The following is a 15,266-nucleotide window of genomic DNA, read 5'->3' as shown; positions in this document are numbered from 1 at the left end:
TGGCAGCCAGAAGGGGGATATGACTTGGGGGCTCGAAAGAATCATGCAACCTACGCTGGACGTACTCGAAGCCCTCGTGCGCGCGTACGAGGACAACGAGCAAATCCACGGCTGGGCGATCATGAAGGCGGCCCACCGCGCAGGGCCCACCGTGTACAAGGTGCTCGACCGGATCGAAGTCGCAGGCATGATCACGGGCGAGTGGGAAGAACTCGGCCCCGACCGGCCCGGCCCACGACGCCGGTTCTACCGGCTCACTGGGGAAGGCATCCGCGCCGCGCGAGCTCTCATCGCGGAGCGTCGTCCCTCAGCGGCGAAGCCGCGCCCCGCCTTCGGATTCACCCGAGTCGTTCAGTTCTGTGCGCTGGCTGGCGGCCGATGACGACTGAGATCGTGATGCTGGTCATCGGCGTACTCGTCGCCGAGGGAACAGAGATAGCACCATGGCTAGCCAAGAAGCTCGTTCGATGGTCCGCCCGAGTCCGCTACCCGGATGCCGCACCAATGTGAGTGGGTAGGCATCGTATCCCAGGAAATGAGCCGTGCCTGGAGCGCAAGAAACAGCGAAGTGGGATGCAAGGAGGGCATGCTTACCGCTACGCCGGCGTTGCTAGGAAGCCGGGAGACTTTTAAGCTCTGCAACCTCGACAATACGAACTACACCATCGCTGCGTTGACGACAAAAAAGTATGTGAGCGCCGAGCTCGACTACTCAGGCGCCGACTACGGCATGCTCCGGGCACGCTCGACCGGCGTCGGAGACTGGGAGAAGTTCCGTTTCGAGTGCACCGGAAGCCTCTGCGCCATCAAGTCTTCCAAGAACAACAAATACGTGAGTGCCGAGTATGCCTACGAGGGTAGCGGTTACGGCATGCTCCGGGCGCGCGCGGCTACCGCCGGGGCGTGGGAGAAGTTCTACGTCCGACCGTCCCCAAACGCCTAACCCCTAGTACGGCAGCCGCCATTTGTTAGCTGACCTGGATATATGCGGTGGTCAGGCGGGCTCGGTGACGGAACCAGCGGGCGCGGGCTTGATGGCGGCGTCTCCAGGCTGACCAATGCGCGGCGTGTTCCAGCGACGATGAGCGGGTGGTGGTGGTGTTGAACAGGTGCTTGATCTCGGCGACCGTCAGCGGGATCAGGCCGAGATCACCCGCAGGGCGTGGGCGAGGCCGTCGCGGTTCTCGGCCCGCATCGCCTCCAGCACCACACTGCCCGCGCGTCGATCTTCTCCAGCAGCTTGGCGATGTCCCCGCTCAACGCCGCATCTCCCCGCCCTCAGACGAATGGCGGCATCGGCAGTCAGGCCGATCAGCGCGACCACGACGTACAGCGCCCGCCAGTTGGCCTGCTGCCCGACGAAGGTGCCGAGGGGGGAGCCGACGATAGTCGCGATGGTCATGTTCCCGTGAAGTTACGCAGGATCAGTTGATGAAGAGTGAAGGCCCAGTCGATTCGTTCTCGGGGCGTCAAAGGCGTCTTTGGCGCGGGTGACATCACCGAGCACATGGAAACGCCAAAGCCGTCTTATGTGGCCGGCCGGGAGGAACTTCCCCAGTGGCAGCGTGAGACCGACGCGGATTATTTATGAACGTATCGAAGAATTTTCACATCATTAAATGATCTTGCTCAGAGGTGGTCCGGCTGCGGCGTGGCGGCCTCCAAGGTGACGCTGGTGCCGTTGGCGTCGCTCTCGATGGTCAGCTCGCTGACCCACTGCCGGGCCAGCCAAAGGCCTCGGCCGCTGCTGCTGTCGGCGGGCATGGCGTGGTGGCCCTGCGAGTCCGGCCGCGCCAGCCCAGGGCCGTTGTCGGTGACCCGGCAGTAGAGCCGGCCGCCGGCCCGCCACAGGCTGAGCCGCCCGCGCTCGCCGCCATGGCGCACCGCGTTGGTGGTGATCTCGTTGACCGCCACTACGAACCGGTACAGGTCCGGCCCGGTGAGACCGTGCCGCGCGGCGTACCGCTCCACCAACCGGCGCAGCAGGACGAGCGTGCCGAAGTCGAAGTCGTACCGCGTTTCCAGGGTTTCGCCGGGCTCGCTCATCGGCGCGCTCCGGACGGGGCCGCGGCGTGGAGGGTACGGTGGCGCCCAGCCCGCCTCAGGCCAGCCCGGCTGAGGTCAGCCCGGCTGAGGCCGGACCTCCTCAGGCCGGCCCTCCTCAGGCCAGACCGAACGCGGACAGCAGTCCCGTGATGCGCAGCTGGTCGAACACCCGGGACGTGGGATGCCGCACGCTGAAGGCCGCCTCGACCTCGGCGGACGCCTTCATCGCGTCCACGAGCACGCCGATCCCGGAGGAGTCGATGAAGGACACGTCGCTCATCTCGATCCACACCACGGAAGGACGCTGCTCGAGAACGGCGGCGGAGACCGTGCCCCGCACCCAGGCCGCGTTCGTGAAGTCGATGTCGCCGCGCAGCACCACTTCCAGCGTGCCGTCGGTCACGGTGCCTACCGACACCACCTCCATGCGCGTTCCTTCCTCCGCCGATGCCGATGCCGATACCGATGCCGAGCACGGCGAGTTTGCCCCCATGATGCGCTCCGAACCGCCAGCCGGCTGCCCGCACCCATCATTGTCCGGTACATAGGGGTATCTATCACCCGCCCGATTGCCACGCCACCCGACTACGGCTCCCGGCGGGCAGGTGAGCCGGGGCGGAGCCGCGGTCCGGCGCGCCTTACGATGTGATCGTGAGTCCGAGCCCTCGGCGCGAGCCGCGCTCCGGCGCCCGCAGAGGGGCCGTGCCCAGCATTCGCGACGTCGCGGCCGCGGCGGGCGTCTCCTACCAGACCGTCTCGCGCGTGCTCAACGACTCGCCGCGGGTGCGCCCCGACACCCGGGCCGCGGTGCGCGCGGCCATCGAGACGCTGGGGTTCCGCCCCAACCGGGCCGCGCGGGCGCTCGGCCTGGGGCGCGCTCCCGGCATCACCGTGGTGACCTCCAACACCATGCTGTACGGCTACGCCTCCACGTTGCAGGGCATCGAGGAGGCCGCGCGGACCGAGGGCCTGGCCGTGGGGGTCAGGGTCGTGGAGTCCGACTCACCCGCCGAGATCAAGCAGACCGTCGACTACGTGAGCGACCCGAGCGCGGGCGGCCTGGTCGTCATCGCGTTCGACCCGGCGGGCACGGCGGTGCTGGAGGCGCTGCCGGCGGACATACCGGCGATCGCGGCGACCGAGCCGGTGGCGCCCGACACGGGCAGGGTCACGATCGCGCTGGACGAGCGAGGTGCCGCCGCCGACGCCACCGAGCACCTGCTGGCCCTGGGCCACCGAACCGTGCACCACGTGGCGATCCCGTCCGAAGGGCGCTCCAGCGGCAGGCAGGCCGGCTGGCGCGACGCGCTGTCGCGGGCGGGCGCCGAGATCCCCGAGGTGGTCGCCTCCGGCTGGGACATCCAGGCCGCCTACCTGGCCGGGCAGCGGCTGGCCGGTGATCCGGACGTCACGGCGGTGCTGTGCGGCAACGACGACATCGCCCAGGGGGTGCGCCGCGCCCTCTACGACGCGGGCAAGGACGTGCCCGGTGAGGTGAGCATCGTCGGGTTCGACGACATTCCCGGCTCGGCCTTCTGGATCCCCGCGCTGACCACCGTGCGGATGGACTTCGTCGGGCTGGGACGCGCGTGCTTCCTGGCGGCGGTGGCCGAACTGACCGGCCAGCCGCGGCCGGAGACCGAGCTGACCCCACCCCGCCTCATCGTGCGCGAGTCGACCGCCCCTCCGCGCCACGGCTGAAATCGGCACGTAACAATCCGGCAAAGGGCCCTTCCGTTCCTGGCGTGTGACCGCTCACACTCCATGTGACCGGTCACATGGCCGTTCCTCTTCCGGCAGGAGGTACTCCCGTTGACTTCGTTCCGGCTCCTGGGTGTCACGACCATCGTCTCCGCACTCGTCTCGGCCCTGCTGTGCGCCGCCGCCCCCGCGCAGGCCGCGTCCCCTGCCCTCGTCGTCGACCTCGCCTCGGACACCGGCCCGCTGAAGTACGGCGCGACCGGCTTCCTGTACGGCCTGGGAAACGACGGAATCCCCACCGACACCATGCTGGCGGCCCTCAAACCCCAGGTCATCGCGCAGAAGGCGCCCGACGGCCTCCAGCATCCCAACGGCGACGCCCTCCAGATCGCGCCCATGTTCAAGCGCACCGGCGGCCGTGACATCCAGGTCTACATGCAGGACGTCTACCGCCAATGGCCGTACGAGAACCTCGGCATCGACGACTACCTGGCCAAGGTCGACACGATGACCCGCAAGATCGTCGCGGACCCGTACCGGACCTCGTACGTGTACGTGCCCTTCAACGAGCCCGACCAGATCTGGTACCAGGGCAACCTCAACGGCCTGCTGGACGCCTGGAAGCGCGTCTACCAGAAGATCCGCTCGATCGACCCCGGCGCCCGGATCGCGGGCCCCAACTTCGCCTCCTACCGCTCGGCCGACCACCGCGCCTTCCTCACCTACGCCAAGGCCAACAACGTGCTGCCCGACGTCTTCACCTGGCACGAGCTCGGCAACGACTTCTTCACCAGCTGGTACGACCACCACGCCGACTACCGGGCCATCGAGACGAGCCTCGGCATCAGCCCCCGGCCCATCGCGATCAACGAGTACGCCCGCTACTCCGGCGACCTCGGCGTGCCCGGCAACCTGGTCCAGTACGTGACCCGGTTCGAGAACAGCAAGGTGGACGCCTGCCTGGCCTACTGGACCACGGCCGGAGCGCTCAACGACCTGGTGACCAGGAACAACCAGGCCACCGGCGGGTGGTGGCTCTACAAGTGGTACGGCGAGCTGACCGGCCACACGGTCACCGTCACCCCGCCCACCAAAAACGGCTCCCTGCAGGGGCTGGCCGCCCTGGACCCGGCCAGGAAGCAGGCCCGGGTGATCTTCGGCGGCTCGCTCAACGTCAGCGACACCTACGCCGCCGACGTCGTGGTCAAGGGCATCGCCTCGGCCCCCTACCTCGGCGGCTCGGTCCACGTGACGGTGTGGGGGGTGAACAGCACCGGCCTCAACGCCTCCCCAGGCCCGGCCCTGGTCCACGAGGGCGACTACACCGTCTCGGGCGGCCAGATCACCGTCCCGCTCACCGGACTGAACGGCGCCGCCGCGTACCAGGTCATCGTCACCCCGAACACCGACCTGACGCCCGCGGGCCCGGCCACCCGCTACCAGGCCGAGTACGCGGCGCTCGGCGGCAGCGCCCGCGTCACCTACGGCCCCAACACCGGCTACTCCGGCACCTCCTTCTCCGAGGGTTACGGCGGCAGCGACACGGCCGCGACCACGTTCGTGGTGAGCGCGCCCAATGACGGCTACTACAACCTGGGCCTGCGTTACTCGGCCGGCCCGTACACCGGCGCGCCGCAGGACCGGGCCGCCCGCCTGGTGCTCAACGGCACCGCGCTGACCGACCTCACCCTGCCGGGAACCGCCGACTGGAACACCTGGAACACGGTGACGACCAAGGTGTTCCTCCAGGCCGGCGTCAACCGGGTCGGCGTACACGCCTTCACCACCGACGATCGCGACGCCGTCAACCTCGACTACCTGGACGTGACCGCCACCACCGGCACCGTCACCGCCTACGAGGCCGAGAGCGGCGCCAACGTCCTCGGCGGCACGGCCGCGGTCGGCGCCAACGGCGCCGCGTCCGGCGGCTCCTACGTCGGCTACATCGGCAAGGGCGCCGCCAACATCCTGCGCTTCACCGGCGTCAACGCCCCGGCCGCCGGCCGCTACCGCGTGGTGATCACCTACGCGAACGGCGAACTGGGCGAGGGCGCGTCCAACTACAACACCAACATCGTGGACCGCTACGCCGACATCCGCGTCAACGGCGGCACGGCCACCCGGGTCTACTTCCGCAACACGCTGGGCTGGTCGAACTTCCGCACCACCGTGATGACCGCCGACCTCAGGGCCGGCGCCAACACGATCGAGTTCGGCAATGCCGCCGCGTACGGCCCCGACGTCGACCGGATCCAGGTCGCGGCCGCTCTCGGCTGACGCCTGTCTCACAACCACCGCACAACCGAAGGAGAGTTACGTGAAGCCTGCCGACGTGGTCGAGACCCTGCGCTGGGGACATGGCGCCCTGGCGGCGGTGGTGGAGATCCACCCGGACCGGCCGGTGGCCCTCCAGAGGCTGGGACCGCCCGGCGGCGAGCCGTCCCGTCTGTCGCAGCCGCTGGTCGAGGTGCTGATCCCCGGCGAGGGCCGGGCCAAGGCCTCGCAGCGGCTGTCGGAGACGGCGGTCGGCTGCCGGTTGCGTTACACGGGCGCCGAGCAGAGCCGCGACGGCGACTGGCACACGCTGCGCGTCGCGCTGCGCGACGAGGTGTCCGGGCTGGCCGCCGAGCTGACGCTGCGCTCCTTCGACGGCGTGGCCGCCTGCCAGGCCCAGGTACGGGTGACGAACCAGGGCACGGACCCGGTGCTCCTGCTCGCCGTGTCCTCCTTCGCCGGCGGGTTCCTCGGCCGCCCGGTGAGCGAGGTGGACGTCCTGTCCGCCGACAGCGAGTGGCTGGGCGAGAGCAGGTGGAGCAGGCGGCCGCTCGGCGACCACATCGCCGACCTCAACCTGGCCGCGCACGGCCAGCACGGGCGCGGCCGGTACGCGCTGAGCAGCACCGGCACCTGGTCCAGCGGACGGTACGTGCCGATGGGCGGCCTGGCCGACCGGCGCACCGGCCAGACCTGGCTGTGGCAGATCGAGCACAACGGCGCCTGGGGGTGGGAGACCGGTGAGCGGCTGGACGGCGTGTACGTGGTGGCCACCGGCCCCACCGACGCCGACCATCAGTGGAGCCAGACCCTGGCGGCGGGGGAGTCCTTCACGACGGTGCCGGTCTCGGTCGCGGTTTCGGAGGACGGGCTCGAAGGCGCGGCGGCCGCGCTCACCGCGCACCGCCGCGCGCTGCTGCGCCCGCACCCCGACAGGTCGGCGCTGCCCGTCGTGTTCAACGACTACATGAACACCCTGATGGGCGACCCGACGACGGCCAAGCTATTGCCACTGGTGGACGCCGCCGCCGCGGCCGGGGCGGAGATCTTCTGCGTCGACGCGGGCTGGTACGACGACGACGGCGCCTGGTGGGACAGCGTCGGCGCGTGGGAGCCGTCCCGGACCCGCTTCCCCGGCGGCATCCAGGAGGTACTCGGCCACATCAGGGCCCGGGGGATGACACCGGGACTGTGGCTGGAGCCCGAGGTGATCGGCGTACGCAGCCCGATGGCCGACAAGCTGCCCCCCGAGGCGTTCCTGCAGCGTGGCGGCCGGCGCGTGGCCGAGCACGGCCGCTACCACCTGGACCTGCGCCATCCCGCGGCCACCGGGCACCTGGACCAGGTGGTGGACCGGCTGGTGGAGGAGCTCGGCGTCGGCTACTTCAAGCTCGACTACAACATCAACCCGGGCGCCGGCACCGACCTGGACGCCGACAGCGCCGGCGCCGGACTGCTGGCCTGCAACCGGGCCCACCTCGACTGGCTGGACGGGATCCTGGACCGGCACCCCGCGCTCGTCCTGGAGAACTGCGCGTCGGGCGCGATGCGCATGGACTACGCGCTGCTGTCCCGGCTGAACCTGCAGTCGACCAGCGACCAGCAGGACTTCCTGCGCTACCCGCCGATAGCCGTGGCCGCGCCGCTGTCCATGCTGCCGGAACAGGCCGCCAACTGGGCCTACCCGCAACCGGAGATGACCGACGAGGAGCTCGTCTTCACCATGTGCACCGGCGTGCTGGGGCGGCTCTACCTGTCGGGCAACCTGCCCGCCATGAGCGCCGCTCAGCTCGACCTGGTGCGGGCGGGCGTACGCGTGCACCGCGACCTGCGCGCCGACCTGGTGCGCGCGCTCCCGTGCTGGCCGCTCGGCCTGCCCGGCTGGGCCGACCACTGGCTCGCCCTCGGCCTGCGCGCCGGGGACAGCACCCATCTCGGGCTGTGGCGCCGCCCCGGCGCCACCGAGACCTCGGTCCTGTCGCTGCCCCACCTGGCCGGGCGCGCCGTCCAGGTCGAGACCGTCTACCCGGGCGATGCGGCAGGATGGGGCCACTCGTGGGACCCGCAGACCGCCGAGCTGTCCGTGACCAGCACCGTTACCGGACCGACCGCCCGAATCCTGAAGCTCCGCACCCTCTGACCCCCCACGGACCAAAAGGAAGCACCCCGTGAAACTCACCGCGATCACGGCCGCGGCCGCCACCGCGCTCCTGACCCTCGCCGCGTGCAGCGACCCGGCCTCCGGACCCGCCGCCACCCCGGCCGGCAGCGGGCAGCCCGCCGCCTGGGCCGCGCCCACCGGCCGGCTCGACGGCACCACGCTCACCATCTGGGCCGCCCAGAACAGCAACACCATGCCCAAGCCGGTCATCGACGCGTTCACCAAGGCCACCGGCGCCAAGGTGGACGTCGTCACCATCCCCGACCCGTACGAACAGGGCGTGCAGACCAAGGTGGCCACCGGCGACAAGCCCGACCTGGCCTTCTGGCAGCCGACCGCGTCCATGCTCACCGCCCTGAACGCCAGGACCAACCTCCAGCCGCTGGACGGCGCCCCCTGGATCGCCTCGATGACGCCCGAACTGCGCGACATCACCGGCCTGCTGGACAAGACCCGCTACGCCGCCCTCGTCACCAGCCCGGCCGTCGAGGGCGTCTACTACAACAAGGAGGTCTTCGCCGCCAACGGCGTCACCGCGACGCCCAAGAACTTCGACGAGATGGTGGAGACGGCCCGCAAGCTCAAGGCCAAGGGCGTCACCCCGTTCTTCGAGATGGCCGGCGACAAGTGGGCCACCCAGTGGTGGGTACAGGTGCAGCTCGCCGACGCCGCCCGCGACGGCCTGTGGGACCGGGTCAACTCCGGCAAGGAGACCTTCTCCGACAAGACCATCCTGGACGCGATCAAGAAGTACAAGGCGCTGATCGGTGAGGGCCTGTTCAACTCCGACATCAAGACGGCGAAGTTCGAGGACCAGGGCGCGGCGCTGCTGTCGGGCAAGGCGGCGATGGCCGTCCAGGTGAACTCGTTCTTCGGCCAGCTCCAGGCCAAGGCCGACACCGCGACCCTGGACAAGAAGATCGGCTTCTTCCCCGTCTCGCCGTCCGGCAACGTGGGCACCTTCATCCCCGACCAGAGCAACGCGCTGGTGGCCTTCAGGACCGGCGACGCCAAGCGCGAGGCGGCGGCCCGCCAGCTGCTGTCGTACTGGATGGGCCCCGGCTACCAGGGCTTCGTCGCCGATCGGAAGACCGTCTCGCTGCGCGCCGACGTGCCGAGCCCGGCGGGCGTGCCGCAGGCGCTGCTCGACGTGCACAAGTCGCTCGGCGACGCGGTCGGCTCGATGCAGGCGCTGGCGGTGGCCAACCCCGACCTGTACCTCAACCTGGCCGACATGATCACTGGCAGCCTGACGCCCGAGCAGGTGGCCGCCGCGACCCAGAAGCAGTTCGCCCAGCTCGCGAAGGCGGCCGGCGCGTCCGGGTTCTGACCACATGACCGTTACCAGCGTGCGCCGCACGCATCCGATGTGGTTCCTGATCCCGGCCTTCGCGATCCTGTTCGTCTTCTTCTTCCTGCCGACCCTGTTCAACTTCATCTACGCCTTCACCGACTGGTCCAGCTTCAAGAGCGAGATCCGCCCCGTGGGGCTGGACAACCTCACCGACCTGCTGTCGGACGGCACGCTGTTCAGCGCGCTGCGCATCACGGTGTGCTACGCCGTTCTGGTGGCGCTGTTCCAGAACCTGTTCGGGTTCGGCCTGGCCGTGCTGCTGGAGCGCGACACCTGGCTGAACCGGATCGCCCGGCTGTTCTTCCTCATCCCGGTGCTGATGTCCGCCTTGGCGGTCGGCTACGTCTTCCAGGCGCTGCTGAAACCCGACGGCAGCCTGAACGGCCTGCTCGGCGGCCTGTTCGGTCACCCGGTGAGCGTCGCCTGGCTCGGCGACACCACCTGGACGCTGGTCGTGGTCTCGGTCATCCACGCCTGGAAGTGGATGGGCCTGTCCATGCTCATCTACCTGGCCGGGCTGAAGACCGTACCGGAGGACGTCACCGAGGCCGCCAGGATGGACGGCGCCTCGCCGTGGCAGGCGTTCTGGTCGATCCGCTTCCCGCTCCTGGCACCGGCGGTGACCTTCAACGTCGCCACCGCGCTGCTCGGCTCGATGAACGGCTTCGACATCGTCCAGGCCACCACCGGGGGCGGGCCGGCGCGCAGCACCGAGATCCTCAACATCTTCATCTACCGCACCTTCGGCCAGGGCCTGTTCGCGCAGGCCACGACCATGAGCCTGGTGCTGTTCCTGCTGGTCGGGCTGCTGGCCTTCCCCGTCATCCGGACCCTGCGCAAGCGGGAGGAGATCCTGTGACCGTTCTTGAGGTGCGCGCGGGCGGGAGTGTCCGTCTGGTTCGCGCGGGCGGGAGTGTCCGTCTGGTTCGCGCGGGCGGGAGTGTCCGTCTGGTTCGCGCGGGCGGGAGTGTTCGCCCATGACCATCCCCGCGTACGGCGTCCGCGGCCGCCGGGTCCGGCCGCCCCGTGCGAGCGGCCTCGCGGCGCGGTTGCGTCCATTCGCCGTCGTCGCGCTCGTCGCCACCGTGATGGGCGTGCCGCTGTGGCTGATCGTCTCGACGGCGGCCAAGTCACAGTCCGAGGCGCTCTCGCCGGACCTTTCGCCCCCGTCGCGCTGGCTCCTCTGGGACAACCTCGCGCAGGTGTGGACCCAGGGCGACATTCCGGCCGCCTTCCTCGGCAGCGTACTGATCGTGGTCCCGGCCGTCGCCCTGGTGCTGACGTTCGGCTCCATGGCGGCCTGGGTCCTGGCCCGCCGGGCCACCCGGCTCAACGCCGTCCTGTACGCGCTGGCCATCAGCGGCATCGTGCTGCCGCCCGCCGTGGTGACGATCGTGCTGCTGCTGCGCCAGCTCGGCCTGGCCGGGACCCTCACCGGCATGATCGGCGTCTACGTCGGCATCTACCTGTCGACCGTCGTCTTCTTCGTCACCGGCTTCGTCCGTACGGTGCCGCTGTCGATCGAGGAGGCCGCGCGCATGGACGGCGCGGGCCCCGTGCGGGTCTTCGTCTCGGTCATCCTGCCGATGTTGCGCCCGGTGCTGGCCACCGCCACGATCCTCATCTGCCTGTACGTGTGGAACGACGTCTTCTACGCGTTCTTCGTCATCGGCGGACGGATGGACACGTTGCCCCTGAACCTGTTCCAGGTGGCCAACGCCGGGCTCTACCTCAACAACTGGCACTTGATCTTCGCCTACATCATCCTGATGAGCCTGCCGCTGCTGGTCGTCTTCGCCGTGGCGCAGCGCAGGATCATCTCCGGGATCACCGGGGGAGCGGTGAAGTAGGGGCTACTGGGGGACGGTCCACTTCTGCGGGTCGAGTCCGTTGCAGTCGTAGATCTGCAGGCGGGTGCCGTTGGCCGTGGCGCCCTGCGGGCTGTCGAGGCAGCGGCCCGACTGCGGGTTGAGCAGCGAGCCGTTGGCCTGCTTGCGCCACTGCTGGCCGCCCGCGGTGTTGCACTCCCACAGCTGGACCTTGCTGAAGTTCGCGGTGGCGTTGGCGTCGATGTCGAGGCACTTGCCGAACGCCCGGATCGTGCCGTTCGGGTGCATGGACCAGCGCTGGCCGGTGGCGGTGCCGCAGTCCCAGAGCTGGACGGCGTTGCGGTTGGCGTTGGTGTTGGTGTCGACGTCCACGCACTTGCCGGCCGTGGCCGGGCCGGTGATCTGGCCGACCGGGCCGCCCAGTGTGCCGATGCCGTAGCGGACCTGGCACTGGTTGCCGGTGAGCTGGGTGCCGGCCAGGTAGAGGAAGCTCGTGCCGTCGGCGGAGGGCACGATCGGCGAGCTGTAGCCGGGGCAGGCCGGAGCCCCGGGGGCGTAGCCGCCGGTGGGGTTGACGCTCACCGGGGCCTCGATCTCGGTCCACGCGCCGGTGCCCAGGTTGGTGTTGGCGAACAGGACCAGGCCCGACTCGCCGTTCACGGTCTTGTTGCCGGTGGGACCGGCGACCACGCGCTGGCCGGACATCAGCAGCGTGCCGTTGGCCCCGCCGCCGGGCAGCCAGGCGACATAGGGGGTGTGCAGCAGTTCCCGGCTGTCGGAGGTACGGACGATGGTCCCGGCCGCGCTCCAGTTGAGGCCGTCGGGGCTGGTCTTGGTGTAGACCTCGCAGGCATGGTCCGGGTCGGTGGCGTCGCGGCACAGCTCGTACGCCATGAGGAACGTACCGTTCGGCAGCGGCGTGAGGATGGACATGCCGGGCCTGGCCAGATTGTCGGCGGGGAAGGCCACGTCCTGGGTGAGCGTGGCGCTCCAGGTCTGGCCGCCGTTGGTGGAGGTGTAGTGGCCGATGATCTGGTTGTTGGTCGGGGTGTTCGCGGGCCGCTCGTCGGAGATGAAGCAGGCCAGGGTGTTGTTCGGGGCGAGCAGGAACCACGGCTCCCAGATGCCGTGCCCGACCGTGTTGGGCTGGCCGCTGCTCTGCGTGCAGTTGGACAGCCACGTCCAGGTGAGGCCGTGGTCGGTGCTCTTGAACACCTCGACCTTCTGCGCGGTGAAGTCGCCGACGTGCCAGGCCGTGCCCGCCGCCAGCAGGTCGCCCTGGTTCAGGCCGTTCGCGGTGCGCGGCACCTCGTACAGGACCGGCGCGCCCAGGTCCCAGCCGGAGGTGTGCGAGGTGATCGTGGAGATGGGGTTGGCGGTCCAGGTGCGGCCGCCGTCGGTGCTGCGGTAGATCGGGAAGGCGTTGGGCGCGTTGTGGTTGTTACGGGCGAACGTGGCCAGCATCGTCTCGTTCGGTGAGCCGTCGTAGTCGAGCCGGACGGCCCTCGGGTAGCTGGCGTCACCCTGGGGATAGGTGGTCAGGTTGGGGGAGTAGAGCACCTGTCCGGCCGGGGCGGCCGCGGCGGGACCGGCCAGCGCGACGAGCAGCCCGGCGATCAGGGTGAGCGCCATCACCAGTGGTAATGGGCGCCTGGGGGGTGGTGCGATGCGCACGGTTTCTCCTGGGGTGGGGGCCTGGTGAGCGGATCTCACCGGGACGTTCGGAAGCCGATTCCGGGTGTGCTCAGATTCCGGGTGTGCTCAGGGCCGGGCCTGCGGGACGTTCAGGGGCGGGCCTGGGGGTCGTCGCCGATGACCGGGGCGGTGTGGGTGTCCACGTCCACGGCGGAGCGGGCCAGGACGGTGTCGTCGTCCGACACGAGGGCGATGTGCAGGCGGCCGCTGGTCCAGCCGTCGGGCAGTTCGGCGTGGACCTCGGCGGGCGCGCCGAGCAGGAACGGCTTGGCCTCGGCCCGCTCCCCGGCCGTCCCCGGTCGCGCGGGCGCGGGGCCGAAGACGGGGGACCAGGCGGTGTGCAGGTGACCGCTGACGGAGTCCTTGCCGTGATGGGAGATCCGGACCGGGACCGTGACCCGCCCGCTCTCGCTGAGCAGGTCACGGCCGGGGGCGACGGGGACCACGTCCAGGACGAGCGTCGTCGTGGCGTTGACGTGCGCCGGATCCACCCCGGCCAGGTCCTTTGCGCGGCGCTCGAAGTCCAGCAGCCCGGCCGACTCATGCTCGATGTCGTACATCTCGGTGTAGACGTAGCCGGCCAGCCGGTCGTGGCGTCGCATCTCCTGGGTCTGCCAGCGCAACTGCCAGCCCCGCTGCACGCTGGTGAAGCCGGTCCCGTACTCGCTGTTCAGGTTGGGCAGACCGCGCAGCGGCTGCGCCGGCGTCCCGGCCAGCTTCTTGCGGACCACGTAGTCGGGACCGAGCGGGACGGGGAAGTCGTCCTGGTCACCGTTCAGCAGCGCGGCGATCGTCCGGCCCCAGGAGGCGGCCGATTCGTCGTAGTAGTGCCAGTCGAGCAGGTCCGTCTTCACGTGCGCCCAGCCGGAGTTGTCGACCGCGGGCCGGGTCGGGTCGAGGGCCTTGAGCAGGTCGTACGCGCGGGCCGCGGCGTCCTGCTTGGCCGGGTCGCCGGGAATGTCCCAGTCCAGGCCCCACTCCTCGTTGTACAGGCCCCAGATGACGATCGCCGGGGAGTTGCCGTCGCGCTCGGCCATCGGGGCGATCTGCGCCTCGAAGGCGGCGACCGACTCCGCCGAGAACCGGCCGGTGGCGGCGGGTTCGGCCCAGATCAGCATGCCGAGCGTGTCGGCATGGTGAACGAAGCGCGGATCCTCCAGCTTGAGATGCTTGCGCACCAGGTTGTAGCCCGCGGCGGCGGCCAGCTCGAGGTCGCGGCGCAGCGCGGCGTCGTCGGGCGCGGTGATGCCGGTACGCGGCCAGTAGCCCTGGTCCAGCACGCCGCGTACGAACAGGCGGTGGCCGTTGAGGTAGAGGTCCTCGCCGGACACCTCGATCCGGCGCAGCCCGGTGTAGCCGGTGACCCGGTCGGTGCCGTCGGCCGAGACCAGTTCGGCGTCCACGTGGTAGAGGTGCGGGTCCTCGGGCGACCACAGGCGCGGCTCGGCGATCGGCAGCACGGCCCGCGCGACACGGCCACCGGTGCCGCCATCGGTCTGCGGCGCGGTGGGGGCGGTGCCGCCGGAGACCGGGACCTCCACCGTCGTTGCTTGGCCGCGCACGCTCAGCCGGAGCGTCGCCGGAGCCGGGCCCTCGACGCGGGCCTCGACCTCGATGCCGTCCAGCCCCTCGGCCGGACGCAGCTTCAGCGCGGCCAGGTGGGTGGCGGGCCGCGCCTCCAGCCAGACGCTCTGCCAGATGCCCGACGAAGGGGTGAAGCACACGCCGTCGAAGTCGTCACGCGGGATGCTGCGCTGCTTGCCGTGCGCGATCTCCCGCTTGTCGGCGGGGGAGGAGACCCGCACCACGATCTCCTGCTCGCCCTCGCGCAGCGCGTCGGTGATGTCCGCCTCGAACGGCGTGTAACCGCCCACGTGGCGGGCCACCTCGGTGTCGTTGACCCAGACGGTGGCCTCGTGGTGCACGGCCCCGAAGTGGAGGACGATCCGCTGCCCCGCCCAGCCGGCGGGGACGGTGACCCGGCGGCGGTACCAGGCCACCGGCAGCCAGTGGGCCTCGATGCCGGACGCCGGGGTTTCCCAGGCGAACGGCACGGTGATGGTCCGGTCCCAGACGGTCCGGTCCCGGATGGTCCGGTCCCAGCCCTGGTCGGCGTCGGCCCGGAAGTCCCACTCGCCGTTCAGGCTCGACCAGGTGTGCGACCGGTCGAAATGGGGGCGCGGGTATTCCGCACGCGGCGTCATTG

13 protein-coding genes are annotated in these 15,266 nt (G+C 70.2%); 8 read left to right on the top strand and 5 right to left on the bottom strand.

Features of this window, described 5'->3' with window-relative positions; translation table 11 throughout:
* Positions 1–19: 19 nt before the first annotated feature.
* Both AB0H88_RS18765 and AB0H88_RS18760 read left to right on the top strand, forming a co-directional pair.
* Positions 20–382, top strand: coding sequence for a helix-turn-helix transcriptional regulator (locus tag AB0H88_RS18765; RefSeq protein ID WP_357645962.1), 363 nt, complete (start codon positions 20–22; stop codon positions 380–382).
* A 204-nt stretch (positions 383–586) separates the two neighbouring features.
* Entirely contained in the window at positions 587–943 is a 357-nt protein-coding gene (locus tag AB0H88_RS18760; protein ID WP_357645959.1) for a hypothetical protein, read from the top strand.
* Between the two features lie 195 nt (positions 944–1,138).
* On the opposite strand, the gene AB0H88_RS18755 is transcribed toward AB0H88_RS18760, so the two are convergent.
* The 3 genes from AB0H88_RS18755 to AB0H88_RS18745 form a co-directional block, all read right to left on the bottom strand.
* Complete coding sequence (locus tag AB0H88_RS18755; RefSeq protein ID WP_357645957.1) at positions 1,139–1,402, bottom strand: hypothetical protein; 264 nt, start codon at positions 1,400–1,402, stop codon at positions 1,139–1,141.
* 227 nt (positions 1,403–1,629) lie between these two features.
* The gene (locus tag AB0H88_RS18750; protein ID WP_357645955.1) at positions 1,630–2,046 is read right to left on the bottom strand and encodes an ATP-binding protein; all 417 of its coding nucleotides are present in this window, start codon (positions 2,044–2,046) and stop codon (positions 1,630–1,632) included.
* Between the two features lie 115 nt (positions 2,047–2,161).
* On the bottom strand, positions 2,162–2,473 hold the full coding sequence (locus AB0H88_RS18745) for an STAS domain-containing protein (protein ID WP_357645953.1): 312 nt from the start codon (positions 2,471–2,473) through the stop codon (positions 2,162–2,164).
* A 224-nt stretch (positions 2,474–2,697) separates the two neighbouring features.
* Between AB0H88_RS18745 and AB0H88_RS18740 the strand changes: the two genes are divergently transcribed.
* The 6 genes from AB0H88_RS18740 to AB0H88_RS18715 all read left to right on the top strand — a co-directional run bounded on the left by AB0H88_RS18740 (position 2,698) and on the right by AB0H88_RS18715 (position 11,386).
* Positions 2,698–3,747: a LacI family DNA-binding transcriptional regulator gene (locus AB0H88_RS18740; protein ID WP_357645951.1), complete on the top strand. Its 1,050-nt coding sequence runs from the start codon at positions 2,698–2,700 to the stop codon at positions 3,745–3,747.
* A gap of 111 nt (positions 3,748–3,858) precedes the next feature.
* On the top strand, positions 3,859–6,024 hold the full coding sequence (locus tag AB0H88_RS18735; RefSeq protein ID WP_357645950.1) for a CBM35 domain-containing protein: 2,166 nt from the start codon (positions 3,859–3,861) through the stop codon (positions 6,022–6,024).
* A 40-nt stretch (positions 6,025–6,064) separates the two neighbouring features.
* Positions 6,065–8,161 (top strand): glycoside hydrolase family 36 protein, encoded by a 2,097-nt coding sequence (locus AB0H88_RS18730; RefSeq protein WP_357645948.1) that lies wholly within the window; start codon positions 6,065–6,067, stop codon positions 8,159–8,161.
* Positions 8,162–8,189: 28 nt separating this feature from the next.
* Positions 8,190–9,512 (top strand): extracellular solute-binding protein, encoded by a 1,323-nt coding sequence (locus tag AB0H88_RS18725; RefSeq protein WP_357645946.1) that lies wholly within the window; start codon positions 8,190–8,192, stop codon positions 9,510–9,512.
* Between the two features lie 4 nt (positions 9,513–9,516).
* Positions 9,517–10,395: a sugar ABC transporter permease gene (locus AB0H88_RS18720; RefSeq protein ID WP_357645945.1), complete on the top strand. Its 879-nt coding sequence runs from the start codon at positions 9,517–9,519 to the stop codon at positions 10,393–10,395.
* 118 nt (positions 10,396–10,513) lie between these two features.
* Positions 10,514–11,386: a carbohydrate ABC transporter permease gene (locus AB0H88_RS18715; RefSeq protein WP_357645944.1), complete on the top strand. Its 873-nt coding sequence runs from the start codon at positions 10,514–10,516 to the stop codon at positions 11,384–11,386.
* 3 nt (positions 11,387–11,389) lie between these two features.
* Here the strand turns inward: AB0H88_RS18715 and AB0H88_RS18710 are convergent, their stop codons facing one another.
* Entirely contained in the window at positions 11,390–12,997 is a 1,608-nt protein-coding gene (locus AB0H88_RS18710) for a ricin-type beta-trefoil lectin domain protein (RefSeq protein ID WP_357645943.1), read from the bottom strand.
* Positions 12,998–13,149: 152 nt separating this feature from the next.
* A complete protein-coding gene (locus AB0H88_RS18705; RefSeq protein ID WP_357645942.1) occupies positions 13,150–15,264 on the bottom strand; it encodes a sugar-binding domain-containing protein in 2,115 nt (704 codons plus the stop codon).
* Positions 15,265–15,266 lie beyond the last annotated feature (2 nt).

The organism is Nonomuraea sp. NPDC050680 (genome assembly GCF_040654555.1).
Lineage (GTDB): Bacteria > Actinomycetota > Actinomycetes > Streptosporangiales > Streptosporangiaceae > Nonomuraea.
Note: the sequence above shows the minus strand (reverse complement) of the source record. Positions and strands in the feature narration are given on the sequence as shown.

Bases quoted from the DNA above. Each gene is read 5' to 3' on its own strand.
- AB0H88_RS18765 (WP_357645962.1), top strand. From the start codon at position 20: ATGACTTGGGGGCTCGAAAGAATCATGCAACCTACGCTGGACGTACTC.
- AB0H88_RS18760 (WP_357645959.1), top strand. From the start codon at position 587: ATGCTTACCGCTACGCCGGCGTTGCTAGGAAGCCGGGAGACTTTTAAG.
- AB0H88_RS18755 (WP_357645957.1), bottom strand. From the start codon at position 1,402: ATGACCATCGCGACTATCGTCGGCTCCCCCCTCGGCACCTTCGTCGGG.
- AB0H88_RS18750 (WP_357645955.1), bottom strand. From the start codon at position 2,046: ATGAGCGAGCCCGGCGAAACCCTGGAAACGCGGTACGACTTCGACTTC.
- AB0H88_RS18745 (WP_357645953.1), bottom strand. From the start codon at position 2,473: ATGGAGGTGGTGTCGGTAGGCACCGTGACCGACGGCACGCTGGAAGTG.
- AB0H88_RS18720 (WP_357645945.1), top strand. From the start codon at position 9,517: ATGACCGTTACCAGCGTGCGCCGCACGCATCCGATGTGGTTCCTGATC.
- AB0H88_RS18715 (WP_357645944.1), top strand. From the start codon at position 10,514: ATGACCATCCCCGCGTACGGCGTCCGCGGCCGCCGGGTCCGGCCGCCC.
- AB0H88_RS18710 (WP_357645943.1), bottom strand. From the start codon at position 12,997: ATGGCGCTCACCCTGATCGCCGGGCTGCTCGTCGCGCTGGCCGGTCCC.
- AB0H88_RS18705 (WP_357645942.1), bottom strand. From the start codon at position 15,264: ATGACGCCGCGTGCGGAATACCCGCGCCCCCATTTCGACCGGTCGCAC.